General features: G+C 45.9%; 13 protein-coding genes and 3 pseudogenes. 8 read left to right on the top strand and 8 right to left on the bottom strand.

Translation table 11 applies throughout. The features are described 5' to 3' along the window. Positions 1-484: 484 nt before the first annotated feature. The 3 genes from CRECT_RS01820 to CRECT_RS01810 are packed head-to-tail and all read right to left on the bottom strand — an operon-like array spanning position 485 to position 4,243. Positions 485-2,944 carry an efflux RND transporter permease subunit gene (locus CRECT_RS01820; protein ID WP_004318729.1) on the bottom strand — a complete coding sequence of 820 codons (2,460 nt, stop codon included), beginning with the start codon at positions 2,942-2,944 and terminating at the stop codon, positions 485-487. A gap of 8 nt (positions 2,945-2,952) precedes the next feature. Next, a complete protein-coding gene (locus tag CRECT_RS01815; protein ID WP_004318732.1) occupies positions 2,953-3,543 on the bottom strand; it encodes a Tgt2/MlaC family protein in 591 nt (196 codons plus the stop codon). A 1-nt stretch (position 3,544) separates the two neighbouring features. Next, positions 3,545-4,243, bottom strand: coding sequence for an MlaA family lipoprotein (locus tag CRECT_RS01810; protein ID WP_039887918.1), 699 nt, complete (start codon positions 4,241-4,243; stop codon positions 3,545-3,547). A gap of 197 nt (positions 4,244-4,440) precedes the next feature. Between CRECT_RS01810 and CRECT_RS01805 the strand changes: the two genes are divergently transcribed. The 8 genes and pseudogenes from CRECT_RS01805 (at position 4,441) to CRECT_RS01770 (ending at position 12,497) form a co-directional block, all read left to right on the top strand. After that, positions 4,441-5,223, top strand: a complete 783-nt coding sequence (locus CRECT_RS01805) for a TOBE domain-containing protein (RefSeq protein WP_004318747.1) — start codon at positions 4,441-4,443, stop codon at positions 5,221-5,223. Between the two features lie 2 nt (positions 5,224-5,225). Beyond that, the gene (gene modA / locus CRECT_RS01800; RefSeq protein ID WP_004318808.1) at positions 5,226-5,975 is read left to right on the top strand and encodes a molybdate ABC transporter substrate-binding protein; all 750 of its coding nucleotides are present in this window, start codon (positions 5,226-5,228) and stop codon (positions 5,973-5,975) included. After that, entirely contained in the window at positions 5,972-6,352 is a 381-nt protein-coding gene (locus tag CRECT_RS01795; RefSeq protein ID WP_004318825.1) for a TOBE domain-containing protein, read from the top strand. The genes modA and CRECT_RS01795 overlap by 4 nt, the downstream gene beginning before the upstream one ends. After that, positions 6,349-7,203: pseudogene (locus CRECT_RS01790) on the top strand (ABC transporter ATP-binding protein); the annotation flags it as partial. The gene CRECT_RS01795 and the pseudogene CRECT_RS01790, both read left to right, overlap by 4 nt. A 616-nt stretch (positions 7,204-7,819) precedes the next feature. Beyond that, on the top strand, positions 7,820-8,488 hold the full coding sequence (gene modB, locus CRECT_RS01785) for a molybdate ABC transporter permease subunit (protein ID WP_004318692.1): 669 nt from the start codon (positions 7,820-7,822) through the stop codon (positions 8,486-8,488). Positions 8,489-8,973: 485 nt separating this feature from the next. After that, positions 8,974-9,441, top strand: coding sequence for a redoxin domain-containing protein (locus tag CRECT_RS01780; RefSeq protein WP_004318698.1), 468 nt, complete (start codon positions 8,974-8,976; stop codon positions 9,439-9,441). 567 nt (positions 9,442-10,008) lie between these two features. Continuing rightward, positions 10,009-11,343: an MBOAT family O-acyltransferase gene (locus CRECT_RS01775; protein WP_004318715.1), complete on the top strand. Its 1,335-nt coding sequence runs from the start codon at positions 10,009-10,011 to the stop codon at positions 11,341-11,343. Continuing rightward, complete coding sequence (locus CRECT_RS01770; protein WP_004318684.1) at positions 11,343-12,497, top strand: SGNH/GDSL hydrolase family protein; 1,155 nt, start codon at positions 11,343-11,345, stop codon at positions 12,495-12,497. Before CRECT_RS01775 ends, CRECT_RS01770 begins: the two co-directional genes overlap by 1 nt. Positions 12,498-12,745: 248 nt before the next feature. Here the strand turns inward: CRECT_RS01770 and CRECT_RS13145 are convergent. The 5 genes and pseudogenes from CRECT_RS13145 to CRECT_RS01750 form a co-directional block, all read right to left on the bottom strand. Continuing rightward, a pseudogene (locus tag CRECT_RS13145) lies at positions 12,746-12,841 on the bottom strand (IS1595 family transposase); the annotation flags it as partial. 98 nt (positions 12,842-12,939) lie between these two features. Further along, a pseudogene (locus CRECT_RS13140) lies at positions 12,940-13,206 on the bottom strand (transposase); the annotation flags it as partial. Between the two features lie 387 nt (positions 13,207-13,593). Further along, entirely contained in the window at positions 13,594-13,797 is a 204-nt protein-coding gene (locus tag CRECT_RS01760; protein WP_004318657.1) for a hypothetical protein, read from the bottom strand. A 202-nt stretch (positions 13,798-13,999) separates the two neighbouring features. Next, positions 14,000-14,629, bottom strand: a complete 630-nt coding sequence (locus CRECT_RS01755) for an NAD(P)H-dependent oxidoreductase (RefSeq protein WP_004318797.1) — start codon at positions 14,627-14,629, stop codon at positions 14,000-14,002. A 367-nt stretch (positions 14,630-14,996) separates the two neighbouring features. Continuing rightward, positions 14,997-16,544, bottom strand: a complete 1,548-nt coding sequence (locus tag CRECT_RS01750; protein WP_004318793.1) for a disulfide bond formation protein B — start codon at positions 16,542-16,544, stop codon at positions 14,997-14,999.

Genomic DNA, 16,544 nt, shown 5'->3' with positions numbered 1-16,544 from the left:
TTTAACCTTTATGCAAAGAACAACCATTTAAGGTTGTTTTTTGCTTGTTGTAAAGGGGTGGGGGCTTGAATTGCGCTCTGCTAGCAGCTCTCAAAGAGAGTGCAAGCACAAGGCGAGCGCTAGCGGTCTCTTCTTGCTTGCAAGCTGCTTTGGCAGAGCGCAGCGACGGTAACGAACGCAGTGAAGCTAAGCAAAAGAGCTCCCTTCCCCCTTAACAATCCCCTATCCCCTACGACGTGAGAAGTTGCTGCACTGCGTGCAGGTCTAATTTGGCGCTATCGCGCCGCACGTTTTAAATTTACGTTTTAAAGATGCGGGTTTCGGTGGGCAAAATTTGCAAATTTCGTAAGATATGATATAAGTATTCCAGACGCAATAGGCGTAGTTTAACTTTAAAATTTTAACCCGCGAGGGCGCGTATATGAAATACGTAACCGAAGCGGGTTTAAAATTTTAAAGCTTGAAATCCGTCGTTTACGGGGAATCAGCAGGGAATTTTAACCCGGTAAAAGGTAGAGATCAGGGTCGGCAGCAACACCAACGCCCCCAGCAACATCATTATCATAACAAGATCGGTCAAAAGCCCGAAATAAATCGTAGGGATAAAGTTACTCGTCACCATTATGCTAAAGCCCAGTATAACCGCAAACGAGGTGTAATACATCGCATAACCGATGCTGGCGTGCGAAGCTTTGATAGCCTCGGCGACGTTTCTGCTTCTAAGCTCGATTTTTAAGCGGTGGATATAGTGGATGATGTCGTCCACGCCGATACCTATGCTGATAGCCGCTATCGTAATACTCATTATATCAAGCGGGATGCCCAGCGCTCCCATAACGCCAAAAACCGCGCAAAGCGGGATCAAATTCGAGATGATGGCGATGGCGGCAAGCTTAATGCTTCTAAAAATAATGCAAAACACGATAAATAGCGCTAAAACGACAAAACCGAAGGAATCGACCTGCGAGACGATGAGGCTTTGGAGCAAGTTGTTGTAAAGCACCATCGCGCCGCTAACTTGCACGCTAGTGTTGTCGTTTGCGGTCAAATTTGCAATATCGGTTCTTAGCTCGCGCAAAAACTCGTCCCTGCGTAGCGCATCGTCGCTATCTAGCGTGCGCGCAGTGAAGCGCAGCTCGTTATCCTTTATGCTTACATAGGGGCTTAGGATGATGTCTTTGTATTTTTGCGGGATCTGTTCGTAGAGGATCGAGAGCATGAGTCCGTCGATAGGCTTTCGGGTGATGTTTTCCACGATCTTTACGATGGTGCCCATACTGCTCACGTGGCCGACGAAGCGTTTGTTTTCAAGGTAGTTATGCACCTTTTTAGCAACGTCGATTTTATGCTGGTTAAACCAATATTTATCCTCATTCGCACTGGCGGCAAATTCGTCGTCGAATTCGTCTTTAGGCTCATTTTTAGCAGCGATCTCATTAAATTTGGGCTTGTTAAATTTGATCAATATATCAACGGGCACGGTGCCGCCCAGCTTGGTGTCTATTACTTGCATACCTTTATGGATCTCGGTCGTATCTTTAAAATAACTAATGAAGCTGTTTTCAACCCTGAGCTTTGAGATGCCGTAGAGCCCGAAAATAAGCACCGCAAGCGCGATCATATAAACGGCGTGACCGTGCTCTAGCGCGAATTTTGCGCAGTATTTGGTAAAGCCGAATTTGCTTTCAAACGTCCTAACGGGCGCAAGTTTTGGCATCAGCGTCATCGCAGAGCCAAATAGCAAAAACGCTAGCGCTAGCGAGACCGTGATCGAAGCGCTCATCATAACGCCAAGCATTATGATGGGTTTGATATCCGAAAGCGCAAGCGACAAAAAGCCGATGACGGTCGTAAAAATCGCGAAAAAAGACGGACTAGCCTTATCTCTAAGCGTGAGATAGACCAGCTGGGAGTTGCTAAGGTGCGGCTTTGTTAGGTAAAATTCGCGGTAGCTCACGATCAGATGGATGACGACCGAGATCGTGATGATGAGCTGAAGGGCGATGTAGTTTGAGCTAATCACCGTGATCTCCCAGCCGAAAAACCCAAACAGCCCGCTCGCCCAGATAACGCTAATCACGCAGATAAAAATAGGCATAAAGACGTAGCGAATCTGCCTGAAAAACAGCCAAAGGCTAAAAATCAAAAGAAGCGTAACGCTGATGCCGTATGATGCAAGATCGGAGCGCACGAAGCCCACCATATCATCCGCGATCATATTGGCTCCGCCTAAAAATAGGCTCTCCTCGCCGCTAAATTTAGCTACCGCCTTGCGGATTTGCTCGATCGCGGCATGCTCTTTTACGCGCGCTTCGTCGCGGTAGGCTTTAAAGCGCGCATTTACCGTGCTTAGACGCTGTTTTTGCTCGCTTGTGATGTTGCCGTCAAGCTTGGCGTTTAGCAGGGCATTTCGCTCGTTTAGTATGCTTTGATATTTCTCATCGGTTTTTAAATTTAGCACGATAGCCGTGGTCTTTAGATCGCCGCTGACGATGTTGTTCGTATAAAGCGGACTGTCTCCAAACTCGCGGCGCACTAGAGTTTTGTTTATGTCCGCATCAGCAAGGCTTGGCACGTGCTTAACCAGCTCGCCTAGCTCGTTTGAGCCGCTTTGCAAAAGAGGAATATTTAGGATAGAAATGACGTTTGATACGAGCTCGTTTTTAGCCAGCTCGTCGCTTAAATTTTTTATCTTTTCAAGCGTCGCGGGCGCTAAAATATCGTCCTTTGGCGTATAGGCGACGACTAGGTAGTTGGGGCTTACGTAGCGCTTAAAAACGTCTCTAAAAACGGCTAAATCTTTATCGTTTTCAAGCAGCAACGTCTCGGTCGAGGCATCAACTTCGAGCTTGCCGCTAAAATATCCAAAAAATAGCGTCGCGGTGAGTACGCCTGCGATAACGCTTTTTGGGAAAGTAACGATAAATTTAAAAATCCGCTTCATCAGCGCCTTTATTGTTGCGGCGCTTGGACCGAATTTAGCTTCTCAAGCAAATTTTCAAAGCTCTCGTTTTCCATTAAGCTATCAAACTGGCTGCGATAGGTCTGAATGATACTAACGCCTAAAATTTCGATGTCGTAGATGAGCCAGCCGCGTTCTTTGGCGTTGTAAAATTTATATGTAAAGCCGTAGTTTTTACCGTCCTCGCCGACTAAATCGGCGTTTAAAAAGTAACGATTAACGTTTGGTTTGGTCGCGTCTTTAAAATTTATAGCTTGATTTTTGTAGCTTAAGAGTTTATCGACGTAGTTTGATTTTAGTCGCTCTTCAAAGGCTTTATTAAATTTAGCCTTTTGCTCGGCGCTTAGACTGTTGTAGCGCTTGTTTAGAGCGATTTTCGACATCTGCTCGTAGTCGAAATACGGATCAAAAACGGCGAAAATTTTACTCACTTTTTCGTCTTTGCTCAAATTTGCGTTTTTTAGCACTCCTATGGCGTCTTGCGTCGTTTTTTGCATCGTAGGTTTTATCTGCTCCTCGCCGATGGCAAATAGGCTCACTGCGCCAAAAAGCACGAGCAAAAGCGTTTTTAAAAATTTCATTTTATTCCTTTATTAGGTGATTTCGGCGCTGTTCGTAGGCGTCGCGCAAAAACGGATACAAGTCGATCGCATCCTTTTTAAGCTCGTCGTAAGCGTCCGGATGAAGCGATAAGAGATTGCCCTGGCGAAAAGTTTTTATAGCAAAGGAGTCCAACATCGGTTTTACGTAGCTAACGGGATCTAGGTAATAATCCCCGATCATACCCGCCATATCGCGCAAATTTGAAGGTCCGACAAAGGGCAAAACAACGTGAAAACCGCTACCCACGCCCCAGTATCCCAACGTCTGGCCGAAGTCCTCGTCGTGGCGTTGCAAATTGTAGTATTTCGCGCCGTCGGTTAGCCCGCCAAAGCCGATGATCGTATTTGCTAAAAATCTCAGCGTCTCCTCGCCGGCCTCGCTAAATTTAAGTTGCAAGAGGTTATTTACGAATCGAACGGGGTATAAAAGATTGTCGAAAAAATTTCCCGCCGCCGTTCTTGCAGGCTCGGGAACTACGTAGTTGTAGCCTTTTATCGCCGGATGGATGGCCTTTGTGTAGATAAAATCGTTAAAGCCCGTCATCATTCTATTGTAGCCGCCAAGCGGATCGAAAATCTCGTTAGGTTGAGCAAATTCGTCGTCAAATTCGCTCTTTTCCTGCATTTGTTCGGCAAAAACGCAGCCAAAAACGAGCAAAAATGACAGTAAAATTTTTATCATCAAATCTCCGAATTTCAAATCTACCGATGCGGTAGCTTAGGATTTTATCTCAATGTAGTTTTTAAATTTATAAATTTCAAAACGCCTAATATCACGAAATTTACTTAAGTTATTTTTCATATATATTTAAATATACTTCTTAACAAATTTCAATAAATTATTTTATATTACTGACTAAAATTCGGGAGATTTTTATGAAAGCAGACGTTAGTTTAGAGCTATTTTTAGACGGCGGAGCATCGGTGCTGGCTAAACATATAGAGCTTTTAAAAGCCGTCGAACACACAAAAAGCATAACCAAAGCCGCCGAGTACGTCGGCATCTCTTACAAAAACGCATGGGACAGCCTGGACGCGCTAAATAACCGCTCGGACGAACCGCTAATCGCAAGAGCCGAGGGCAACAGGAAAAACAGCGGCTCGGAGCTCACCGCATACGGTAAAAAGATGATCGCGCTATACGACGCGATGCTGGAGAGCCAAAAGATATTTTTAGAAAAAGTTTGCTCAAATATAAACGTCGATACGAACGAAATTTTAAATTTACAGCGTATGAGTATGAGCCTAAGCGCGCGAAATCAGCTTAGCTGCGAGATCACGGAGATAAAAACCGGCGCGGTAAATTCGCAGATCAGCGCCAAGCTCTCAAACGGCGAAATTTTACGTGCCACCGTCACGGTCGAATCTGAAAAAAATCTAAATTTGAAAGTCGGCAAAAAGGTCGTATTTATCTTTAAAGCTCCAAGCGTAATGCTCGCAAAAGAAGAAAATCTAAAACTAAGCGCGGCGAATTTGCTAAAAGGGCGCGTGATCGAGGCCAAAATCGGCTCCGTAAACGCCGAAATCGTACTGGAAATCAGCAACCACCAGACGCTAACCTCCATCATCACGAAAGATAGCGCGATGGATATGAAAATCGGCGTTGGCGACGAGCTCACCGCCATAATCAAAGCAAGTCAAATCATAATAGGAGTATAAAAATGAAAAAAACATTTTTTTCGTTAGTCGTCGCGGCTCTCGCGGCTTTTCATCTAAACGCGGGCGAGATCAACGTATTTGCAGCGGCAAACGTCACTTACGCGTTTGACGAGCTAAAGACGGAGTTTGCTAAAACCAATCCCGATACGAAAGTGACCGTCACGCTAGGGGCTAGCGGCGCGCTATCTACGCAGATCAAAAACGGCGCTCCGGCGGACGTTTTTATGGCGGCGAATATGAAATTCGTCAAGGATCTCTACGACGTTAAATTTGCCGTAACAGAGCCTGTAGTCTATGCTCAAGGCGCACTTGCGCTATTTACGATCAGAGATATCGATCTGGCTAAGGGTATAAATGCGGTAGAAGGCCTAAAAGCCATCGCGATCGCAAATCCCGAGACCGCTCCTTACGGCAAAGCCAGCATCGAAGCGCTCAAAAAAGCCGGCATCTACGATAAGGTCGAGAAAAACGTCATCATCGCAAAATCTATCGGCGAAGCTCTAAGCCAAGCTCTAAGCGCAGCCGACGTCGGATTTATCGCGGCTTCGGCTATGTATGATAAAAAAATGGCCGAGTATAAAGAGGGTAAAAATTTCATCCTTGTTAGCCCCGATCTATACGCTCCGATCGATCAAGGTATGGTCATCCTAAAGCACGGCGAAAACAACCCGGAAGCAAAGGCTTTCTATGACTTCATCAGAAGCGACCGCGCAAAAGAAATCTTTAGAAAATTCGGATACGTCGTCCCGTGATAAAGGCTAAAATTTCGGCGATAGAGCAAAACGACGGCGTTAGTGTTTTTGAGTTTAGCGCCGAAAATTTAAGCCTAAAAATGCTCTCTTTGGAAAATCTGCAAAATCTAAAAATCGGCGACGAAGTTCGGCTAAACTTTAAAAGCTCGGACGTCTTCGTCGCTACCTCCCCGCTTTTAAACTGCTCGGTCTCAAACGAGATAAAAGTGCGAATTTCAGACATCCAAAAAGGCGAGATCACAAGCTCGCTGCATCTAAACGCCGGCGAGTTTGAGTTTGAAAGCATCATCACTACCGCATCGCTAAAGCGGCTAAATTTATCGCTTGGCGATCAAATTTACGCCTACGTCAAGGCAACCTCGCTTTACATCGCATGATAGAACTAAATTGTAAAAAAAGCCTAAACGGCGCAGACGGGAAATTTGAGTTAGACGTAAATTTAAACGTCAAAAAGGGCGAATTCGTCGCTCTTTACGGCAAAAGCGGTAGCGGTAAAACGACGCTGCTGCGCCTAATCGCAGGTTTTGAGACGCCGGATAGCGGAGCGATAAAAGCGGGCGGTAAGACGCTTTTCGAGGGTAAAAATTTCGCTCCTCCGCAAAGCCGAAATATCGGGTTTTTATTTCAAGACTACGCGCTTTTTCCAAATATGAACGTGATGAAAAACCTGCTTTTTGCAAATAACGACTTAAATTTAGCGCATAAGCTGCTAGATCTAGTCGAGATGAGCTCGCTGGAAAACGCCGCTATCTCGCAGCTCTCGGGCGGCCAAAAGCAGCGCGCCGCCCTAGCTCGCGCACTTATGCGAAAGCCTGAAATTTTACTACTCGACGAGCCGCTCTCCGCACTTGATAACGCGATGCGCGAAAAGCTGCAAGACTACCTGGCTAAGATCCACGCCGAATTTAATATGACGACCGTTTTGGTTAGTCACGACGTCGCCGAGATCTATAAACTCGCATCAAAAGTTTTTGTGCTTGAAAACGGCAAAATAGCGCATGTCGGAAGCCCTAGCGAGATATTTTTGCGGCATTCGGGCTCGCAAAAATTTAGCCTGCCGGCTAAGATCTTAGAGATCTCAAAACGCGACGCTATCTACGTCGCCGTCGTGCTAGTCGGCCAGCAGCTTTGCGAAGTGGCTCTTAGCGCAGCCGAGGCGGCAAATTTAAGATCGGACGACGAAGCGGTATTGAGCGCAAAAGCGTTTGGGTTAAATTTGCAAAAAAGCGGTGATTTTGACGGCGAACGAGGAAGCTGCGCGAGCGACGTAGCATATGACGAAAACGCTAACGTCAAATTTGTCGGCGGACGCGATAGCAGCGAAAAGGACGCAAATTTGACGGCGGAGGCAAAGGCAAGCCGTAAATTTGACGGCGGACAAAACAGCGAAAATAGTAGGTGCGACGCGCTAAAAACCTGCGAACCGCACGGCAAAAATACTAATGTTAAATTTAGCGAACGTAGCCGCGTCGAAATTTACGGCGCACAAGCCAATTTTAAATTTAAAAGTATGCACGGAGAGCAAAGCCGCGAAAATCATAATGCAAAAATAAGTTTTAAATTTGACAGCGCATACGAAAACCGCACCCAAAAAACCGCTCCCGATCTTGCCGATGAGCGGCGCAAAGGCGACAAAAACGGTGCGCCGATTGTAAATTTAGCAACAAACGCAAAAGCAAGCTATGAATTTGGCAGTGGCGTAAATATCGTGTGCGGTAAAATTTACGGAGATAAAGCTAATTTTAAATTTAATGAAAGTGGCGCCGAAAAATCCGCCCGCAGCCCGAACCGCGAACCAAAAAGCAACAAAAACGCCGAATTTCACGGTATGAAAGCGAGCTCAAATGAACATTGATTTTACCCCGTTCTACCTCTCGCTAAAACTCGCTTTTATCTCGACGGCTATCCTGTTTTTCCTCGTGATGCCGCTTGCGTTTTGGCTCAGCCGAGCGAGTTTTAGATTTAAGCCCGCACTCGAGGCCGTGATCTCGCTACCACTCGTGCTACCGCCCTCGGTGCTGGGATTTTACCTGCTGGTTTTTCTCTCGCCTTACAACTTTTTAGGCAAATTTTTCGAGGAAACCTTTGATATTCGCTTGGTTTTTAACTTTTCAGGCCTTATTATCGCTAGCTGCATTTACTCGCTGCCGTTTATGTTTCAGCCGCTTCAGGCGGGCTTTGCGAGCCTACCGAAGAGCCTTTTTGAGGCGAGCTATTCGCTGGGTAAAGGCAGATGGGAGACGCTTCTTAGAGTCGCTCTGCCAAATATCAAGCCTTCGCTTCTAACCGCACTGATCGTGAGCTTTGCGCATACTTTGGGCGAGTTTGGCGTCGTGCTGATGATAGGCGGCAGCGTCGGGGACAAGACCAAGGTTGCCAGCATCGCTATCTACGAGGCCGTCGAGCTTATGGACTACACCAAGGCGCACGTTTATTCGGCGATTATGCTTGCTATTAGCTTTTTGGTTTTGTTTTTGGTGTATTTTTTTAATGCACGGGCTAGAAAAATTTAGCTTAGGCATTTTAAGACGTTAAATCGTATAGTTAGGCAATTTTGGCCAAAGAGCTTAAGACGACAACGCGGATGGAAAAATTTTAACTCCTTAAACGAAGAGCGAAAAATTCAACAAGCCGTATAACGACCGGCCGAACGCGCAAATGGCAAACGAAAAAAGAGTAGCAAACAAGAGTCCGGCTACACGCCAAAGGAGTCCAAAATGGCCTTTTGGACGTATGATAGCGCTAAAAATAATACCGAAAGCGGCTTAAGGAGATCAAATTTCGACAAAAAACGCAGTCTTTAATAAGTTGCAATATTTTGCGTAAAATCGAGGCGCTATCAAGACCAAAATATAAAAAGCTCACGAACTCAAACATCGGCAAATGCCGCATATTACGAGAAAAAAGACGGCACGATCGTGATCTTGGACGTCGTAAATAGACAAAACGCATACGCAAGCAAAGAAATTTTTGAAATGAATAAATTTAAAGGAAAAAAATGAAAGACATAAACGGAAATTCGGTCAGTTTTAGCGAGCTAACCGGAGGCAAAAACTGCATCGTTTTTACTTATCCGAAAATGGGCGAAAGCGGGAAGTTTTTACCCGAAAATTTAAAAGATTTAAAAGGGCTAACCGGCTGCACGCTTCAGTGTAAAGCCTATCAAGAAAACCTTGCCGATATCAAAGCCGCAGGCTTTACACTAATCGCCGTAGGGTCGCAAAGCATAGAGAAAATGGCTGAATTTAAGCAGGGCCTGGGCGCAAATTTTATCTTTTTGAGCGATGAAAATTTTGAGCTTGAAACCGCGCTAAATTTGCAAACATTTACGACGAACGACGGTAAGAAATTTTACCACCGACAAACGCTTATTATCAAAGGCGGCGAGGTCGTTGAGAGATTTGACAAAATCGCCGAGCCCGCAAACGACGCGGCAAACGTGCTTGCGGCGATAAGAAATTTATAGGACGAACCGCTCTAAAATCAGTAAATCCGCTTAGCGCCGCTAAGTTTATGGCGATAAAGCATCTCTAAATTTAACCGCATCGCCGAGGTTTCGTAAGACGGGCGGGGCGATTTTCGGGGTCAAATTTAGTGCAAATTCGGCGCAAAACTTAAACCGACCGATTCGCGAGCCGTTTTTAAACTCAAATTTTAAGTCAAAATTTGACGCAAGATTTAAAACACGCCCCTCACATTGCCGGGTTTTTGCGATTTTTAAACTTAAATTTAAAGATGAAGCGATAAGGCAAAACGCCTCGGCGCAAAACCGAAAACTCGCGCTACGCCGCCCCGCTTACGCTAGTCTGATTGCGCTTTCGTACTCGATTTTACAAAAACTCACCCTCGCTCGCCGTTTGATTTGCAAGCGATTTTTCAGCATAAATTTAGTGTAAATTCGAGTTTAAATTTAAAAGACGCGTGCTAGCAAAAGTCGCAAATCACGGATTAAATTTTAAATTTACCGCAAACGTAGATTTAACCTAATCCGAAATAAAAATTTTATATAATTACGTAAAAATTTAGGTAGGATATGAATCTTTTTTCTATAGAATTTGGCTTGTGTTTTTTTATTTTTTGGCCGATTTATTATTTTTTAAACGATAAAACGCAAGCTCAAAAAGCCGTTTTACTCGCCTTTTCCTACTTGTTTCTGGCCTCGTTCGGGCTTAAATTTCTAATCATAAATTTTATCTTTAGCACGGCGATTTTTCTCTTTGTCAGAGCCGTAGCGGACAAAGACTCGGCACTACCGTTTGCCGCGGGCGTTATTTTCGTGCTTTGCGCGCTTGCGTTTTTTAAATACGGCGGCTATTTCACGATCAAATTCGGTGTCATAAGACTCGAAAACATCGCGCTGCCGCTTGGCATTTCGTTTTATTCGTTTATGAGCATCTTGCTGCTAAAGGCCGTGCGGGGCGGCGAACTGGAGGCGCCTAGCTACTTTGATACGCTCATTTTTCTTAGCTTTTTCGCCGCAATTATTTCGGGTCCGATTTTGCGGCCAAAGCCCTTTTTCGAGGCGTTAAATTCGCCCAAGGTTTTTAGCGCCAGCCCCGCCGTATTCGCGCTTTTGTGCTCCGCGCTTTTTAAAAAACTCATTATCGCAAACCATCTTTTCGAGCTCATAAACCCCATTTTCGCCGCGCCCACCCTGCCCGCCTCGCAGCTTCTTGGCGCGCTTTTTGGTTACAGCGTGCTGCTTTACGCCGATTTTAGCGGCTACGTGGACTTTGTAACGGCGCTCGGGCTCATGTGCGGTTTTACGCTACCGCAAAACTTCAACCGCCCTTTTACGGCGCGAAATTTAAAAATTTTCTGGCAAAATTGGCACATCAGCCTTATGAATTTTTTCAAAGAGTGCGTATATTTTCCGCTCGGAGGCAGTCGCGGCACCCGGGCGCAAACGCAGCTAAACGTGATGCTGGTCTTTGCGATCTCGGGCGTCTGGCACGGCGCCGGGCTTGGTTTTTTGCTCTGGGGGCTCATCCACGGCCTTGGCGTCGTGTTTTTAAATTTAACCAGCGAGCGCGAATGGCTAAAATCAGCTATGCCGGCCCGCTATTTTACTTTTATTTTCGTGAGTATGGTCTGGGTATTTTTCACGATGGATTTTGAGGGGGCGGTGCGCTATATCGGGGCTATTTTTAGAAACTCGCACGACGAGCTTTTTGCGATTTGCGCGCTATTTGCGGGCGTTTTCGCCTTTGTATTTTTATACGCCGCGTTTGACGTTTATCCGCTCTTGATCAAGTTTTTTGAAAATTTAAACATCTTTTTTTCAGCCGTTTTTTTGGCGATTTTTGGGATAATTATCTACTTTTTGATGCCTTCAGGCATGCCCAACTTCATCTATCAAGGATTTTAATGAGAGCGTTTTTCGGGGTTTTTCTTGCGTTTTTTACGCTGATCGCGCTGTTTTTGCGACCGCTGTCAAACTACTACGAAGCCAAATATCAAAAAGATTTTTTCATCACGGACGAGCGCGCGATGGCGCTGAGCGATAAATTTATAAACGCCGCCGAAGAGAGTGCGCAAAGCGCAAAATCCGTATTTGACAAAATTATGCGGATCTTTCACGCCGGACTTGACGAGTCAAATTCTAAAAATAATCAAGCTACGGCAAGCGTTAAAGCAGAGCAAAATTTAACCACCAACCAAACCGCGCCTTCAAATTTAAATGCTCAAAATACGCAAAATTTAACGCCGAGCACAAGCGCGATAAAAGAAACGAATTTAACGGCGCACAGCGCTCAAACTTCACACGCTCAAACACCTTTAAATTTAGACAAAAACAGCTCGCCGGCTCTAAATTTGTCAAATTTACCGCACGAAACCGTAGCCCGGACGGACAAGGGCGCGATATCAAAATCCGAGCCTTTTGATATCGAATTAAATGAAAATTTAGGCGTTATTTTGATAGGCGACTCCATAATGCAAGGCTTTGGTTGGGGCTTTGAAAATGCGCTAAAGACCAGAAAAATCGCGATAAAAAATATGGCGAAAGCCAGCACCGGACTCACGAATAAGAAATTTTACGACTGGAGCGAGGAGCTAAAAACCGCACTCGCAAACCTCAAAGAGCGCCCGCAAAATTTGCTCATTTTGGCGCTATTTGGCGCAAACGACGCTTATAGCTACTCCTTTGACGAGCGAACGCTGGACTTTGGCAGCGAGGCGTGGCGCGAAGCGTATGAGGGCAGGATCGCCGAGATCTACGAGATCGCCGAAGAGCACGGCGCGCAGGTCGTGTGGCTAGGAATACCGTGTATGAAAAGCGAGAAATTCGACAAAAAAATGAAAGCGCTAAACCTGATCTACAAGGATGCGGCGCAAAAATACGGCGCGCGCTACATCGATATCGGCGGCGCGATCTGCAAGGGCGGTAAATTTCTCAAAGCGGGCGCCGATAAAAAGCCGCTACGCAACGACGACGGCGTGCACATCAGTATGAACGGCGCGAAAAAGGTCGCCGTATATGTCGTGGATAAGCTGCTAAACGGGCAGAGCGATAAATTTTAGTTAGATTTGAGATTGCGGGATTTGTGTAAATTTGGCTAAATTTGCAGGCTCGGTAAATTTAGCGCGGTCGTAAATTCTTAAATTTGAAGCTTAAAATTTCGGCAAATTTGAAATTTTGCCGAAATTTGCGTCTTAAATTTGAGCAAATCTGCCGAGCCGTTCGCAAAACAAATACGGGTGCGCCCCAGTTGGCTCATACCGACTTTCACCGTGCAGCGCGGTTAAATACTCGCTCGTATAAAAAAGGCTCAATTAAACTTAATCGGATTCTCTCTTATCAATTTCAACAGTTTCTGATATAAGTTTTCCTGTGTAGTTTTAGTGTTATATCTAAACTCTACTTCGCTAAACTCGTAGCCTTTCAGGAAGCAGTAGCAACGCAAGTCGTAGCTCTTGCGCTTAGCCGCGCTTTGCTTGCTACTGATAAGACGCACTCTCTTTGAGAAAAAGTTTTCTATACCGTTTATATGATTTTTACCGTTTGTGTCTTGTAGAGTAGCAAACTAAAATTCATTCTTTGAATGCTTTACTCTATAATGAGCTAAAGCTGCGTAATCTACTAATCCGTCATAAGCTTTCCAACAATCAGAGTATAGTATATAGTAGAACTATCAAGCTTACTATATTGCGACAGTATCAGCATTAGTTCATTTGCGGAGCAGTTTTTAACTATTTGAGTATAAACTCTGCCATCTCTTTTAAGCATACCGCTCTGCTCTACTTCACTGCGTTCGTAGCTTTTCAAGACGCAGTTACGAGCGGTCCCTAGCCATTAGGCGACGGTAGCTAGCGAAGCGACGCTAAGCGAAGTTAAGCACCGGTGTTTTTTGCTATACCTCTACCTCTTTTCTCAAAGAGAGTGCGTCTTATCAGTAGCATGAAGCTAAGCACAAGACCCCTTACCCTTTTAGCTTTAAAGTAGCTTTCATCTATTTTAAAACAAGCGAAACGGTGCTGCAGGCAGGTTTATATAAAGCGAAGCTTCTAGACTGGCTTGGAAATTTCACCTGAAAACTTAGATGTTTTTAACTTCGCTACGCTTGTTACTTTTTAAGAACATAGTTTTTATCGTTACTTAATACGCCTTGTGTTTGTATTAAGTTCCGTTGAGCCAAATAAAATATCGCACGAAATAAGCGCGGCCGTCTTTTTTACCCCAGACGATTATCCCGTCGGGGCCGCCACCAGCGTTTTGCTGCGACCGACCCAGATAGCGCGACCGCTTGTCAAACGGCAGTTTGGCGCAAAGCTTTGTCGCAAAATCGTCAAAATCGCTAGAAACGTATAGATGCGCTTTCACATCATCTGCGGCGCACACGCTCTCCCTGCCGACGTAGATTTTATCGGTTCGTTTTTCATTTTCGTCGCCTCGGCAAATTTAAATTTGCATCAAATTTGAGTAACAAAACTTAAATTTAAAATTCGGCCGACGCCAAAACCGCGTTAAGCTTGCGCCGACCGCGTTAAATTTTAAAATTTCCGCAGCTGTTTTGCTATGAAATTTAATAAATCCACTTCACGATGTCGCTTAGTTCGCGGCGGTATTTTTTAGGCTGAGGATTTAGGCGGTAGCCAAACGGCACGACGATAGCCACGCGCTGCTTGCTCGTATCAAGCCCTAAAACCTCGTTTAGCGCAGCCCTGTCAAAGCCCTCAACCGGGCAACTGTCGATGCCAAGGCTCGCCGCCGCATTCATCATATTTGCCGCTGCGATCATACACTGCTCGTGCGACCACTGAAATGTAAGCTCGTCATCGTTTTTGAAATTCTCGACCAAGACATCGCGATAAAAATTTCGTCTCTGAGCGATCGTTTCGGGCGCCTTGTCCTCGCATCTGGCGATTATTTTATCGACGTATTCGCTGCCGTATTTTATCTCGGCGACCTTGCCCAAAATCACGACCAGGTGCGAGCAAGACGTGATCTGAGGCTGATCCCATGAGACTTCGCGGATCTTTTGCCTGAGCTCTTTGTTTTGCACGACGAGGAAGTCCCACTGCTCCAGTCCCATCGCGCTCGGGCTTAGCCTACCGGCCTCCAAGATAAAATCAAATTCCCCTGCGCTTATTTTCTTATTTTCATCGAAAATTTTGCACGCGTGGCGAAATTTCATCACTTCTAAAAAATTCATTTTCGCTCCTTTGATTGGGATGAACGATTATACAAATTTAGTCGGAATTTAAACTTAACGCACCTTAAAGCGGCGGGTAAATTTACCGCTAAAAGCCGCCCGCCGCACCAACCGACCTAACGACGACGGAAATTTAGCTCGCGCTAAGCTTTGTCGATTGATTGCCTATCCAAGCCGAGATTTGCCGTCCGTAACGGCAACCTTAGCGCCGACAAAGAGCGGATAAATCCGGCTAACTTTTAAATTTACATTTAGCCGCAGCTAAATTTCACATTAAAAGTCCGCATCCGCTCTTTAAATTTAACGAATTTGCGCGCCCTCGCCCGTAGCCAAATTTGCAAGATCCGCTTGACAAACCGCCTAGAATCTACTCCGCAAGAGGATTATTTAGCTCTACGACGCTTACTTTGCCCTCTTTATGCGCTAGAGCGTAGATGCTGCCGCCCTTTATCGCTAGCCCCGAGATATCGCCGATTTGCGGCATCGCGTAAGCGTCTATCACCTTTGCGTCCGCAAGGTCGATCACGAGCAAGGTGTTGTAGTTTTTGGAGTAGGCCAAAAATTTACCGCCCTCGACGTCGCCAGCCGTGACGTAGTAGTCTTTTAGGTCGCGTTTATCTTTTAGTGCGAGAGCTGATGTCACGATGGTTTCGCCGCTTAGCATTTTATCCTTGCTATCTACTTTTATGAGGATCAAGTTCTTAGCGCGCTCGTTTGGCACCGTGATCATATACATATAGGTGCTCTGCGGGTCTTTTGCGAGCGTTAGGACGTACTGTTTTTTCGCCCTTATCGTTAAGAGCGCCGGGCGGTCAAATTTCCACGCAGACTCGAGCCCGCCGGTGCTCTCCCTAAAATATCTCCACTCGTGATACGCGTCCACTTTTTCCACGGGCTTAATGGCGAAGGTGGTTTTGTTAAAGCCTGTAGTCACCAGCATATCGCCGACAAAGGTCGATGCGACGGCTTTTTTGATATTGCGGCCGTTTGGCTTGTCGATGACGGCGTGAGCGATCTCTTTAAAATTCGCGTCCGTAAAATAAACGCCGCCTTCGGTGTTTGAGATGCCGAAAGTATCGTTTTTAGCGTTGTACGCTAGGCCGCTCGTTACGCCTTTGCCAAAAATTCCCTTTGTCTCAAAAGGAAGCGGGAAGCTATTTTTCACGCTAAGCGCGGGCTTCACGTCCGTAAACGCGCCGGCGCTTGGATCGGAGTTAAATTTGACGCTTATATCTTTAGGTTCGCCCGCTATAAACGGATCCTCGACGACGTTTGAGCCGGTGAATGAAAACGGCTTTTCAAATCTTTTCCAAACGCCCGCCGTCCAAGTGTTGTTTAGGCTGATGCGCTCGGGATCGCCCTTGCCGCTATAGGGCGGTATGCCTGAGGAGATGAGCGCCTGAACGGCATTTGATAAGATCACGAATAGGCTCAAAGCGATCACGAATTTTGAATACGCGTTAAGAGGCTTGACCCTGGTATCAGCGCGCGCGATATCGTTAGAGACGACCTTGTCCTTGGCAAAAAGCATCATCAGCCCCATCGCTACAACCACGACCCAGTACACCAAAATGCCCCAAGTATAAGTATGCGCACCGAATATATCGCCGCCAAAGCCCATACCTACGTCTCTATATAGGCTAAAGCTAGCGTGTCTAAGCGTCATAAAAATACCGTATGCAGCGCCGAAAAGCACGGCGACTATATAGCGCGCCTTTAGGCCGTAGCGCAGTATCAAGATACCAGCGACGCCGACCACGACCATGCCGATCCGCTCCCACCAGCAAAGCGTGCAAGGGCCCTCTCCGATGACGTAGCCGAGATAAATGTTTGCGATACCGACGGGGATAGCAAGCACGAGCAAGACCGCGCTGGCCATGACGAAGTCGAAATTTTTCTCGTTAAAAAAACTCAT

Origin of the sequence: Campylobacter rectus, from assembly GCF_004803795.1 — a bacterium.
Lineage (GTDB): Bacteria > Campylobacterota > Campylobacteria > Campylobacterales > Campylobacteraceae > Campylobacter_A > Campylobacter_A rectus.
Note: the sequence above shows the minus strand (reverse complement) of the source record. Positions and strands in the feature narration are given on the sequence as shown.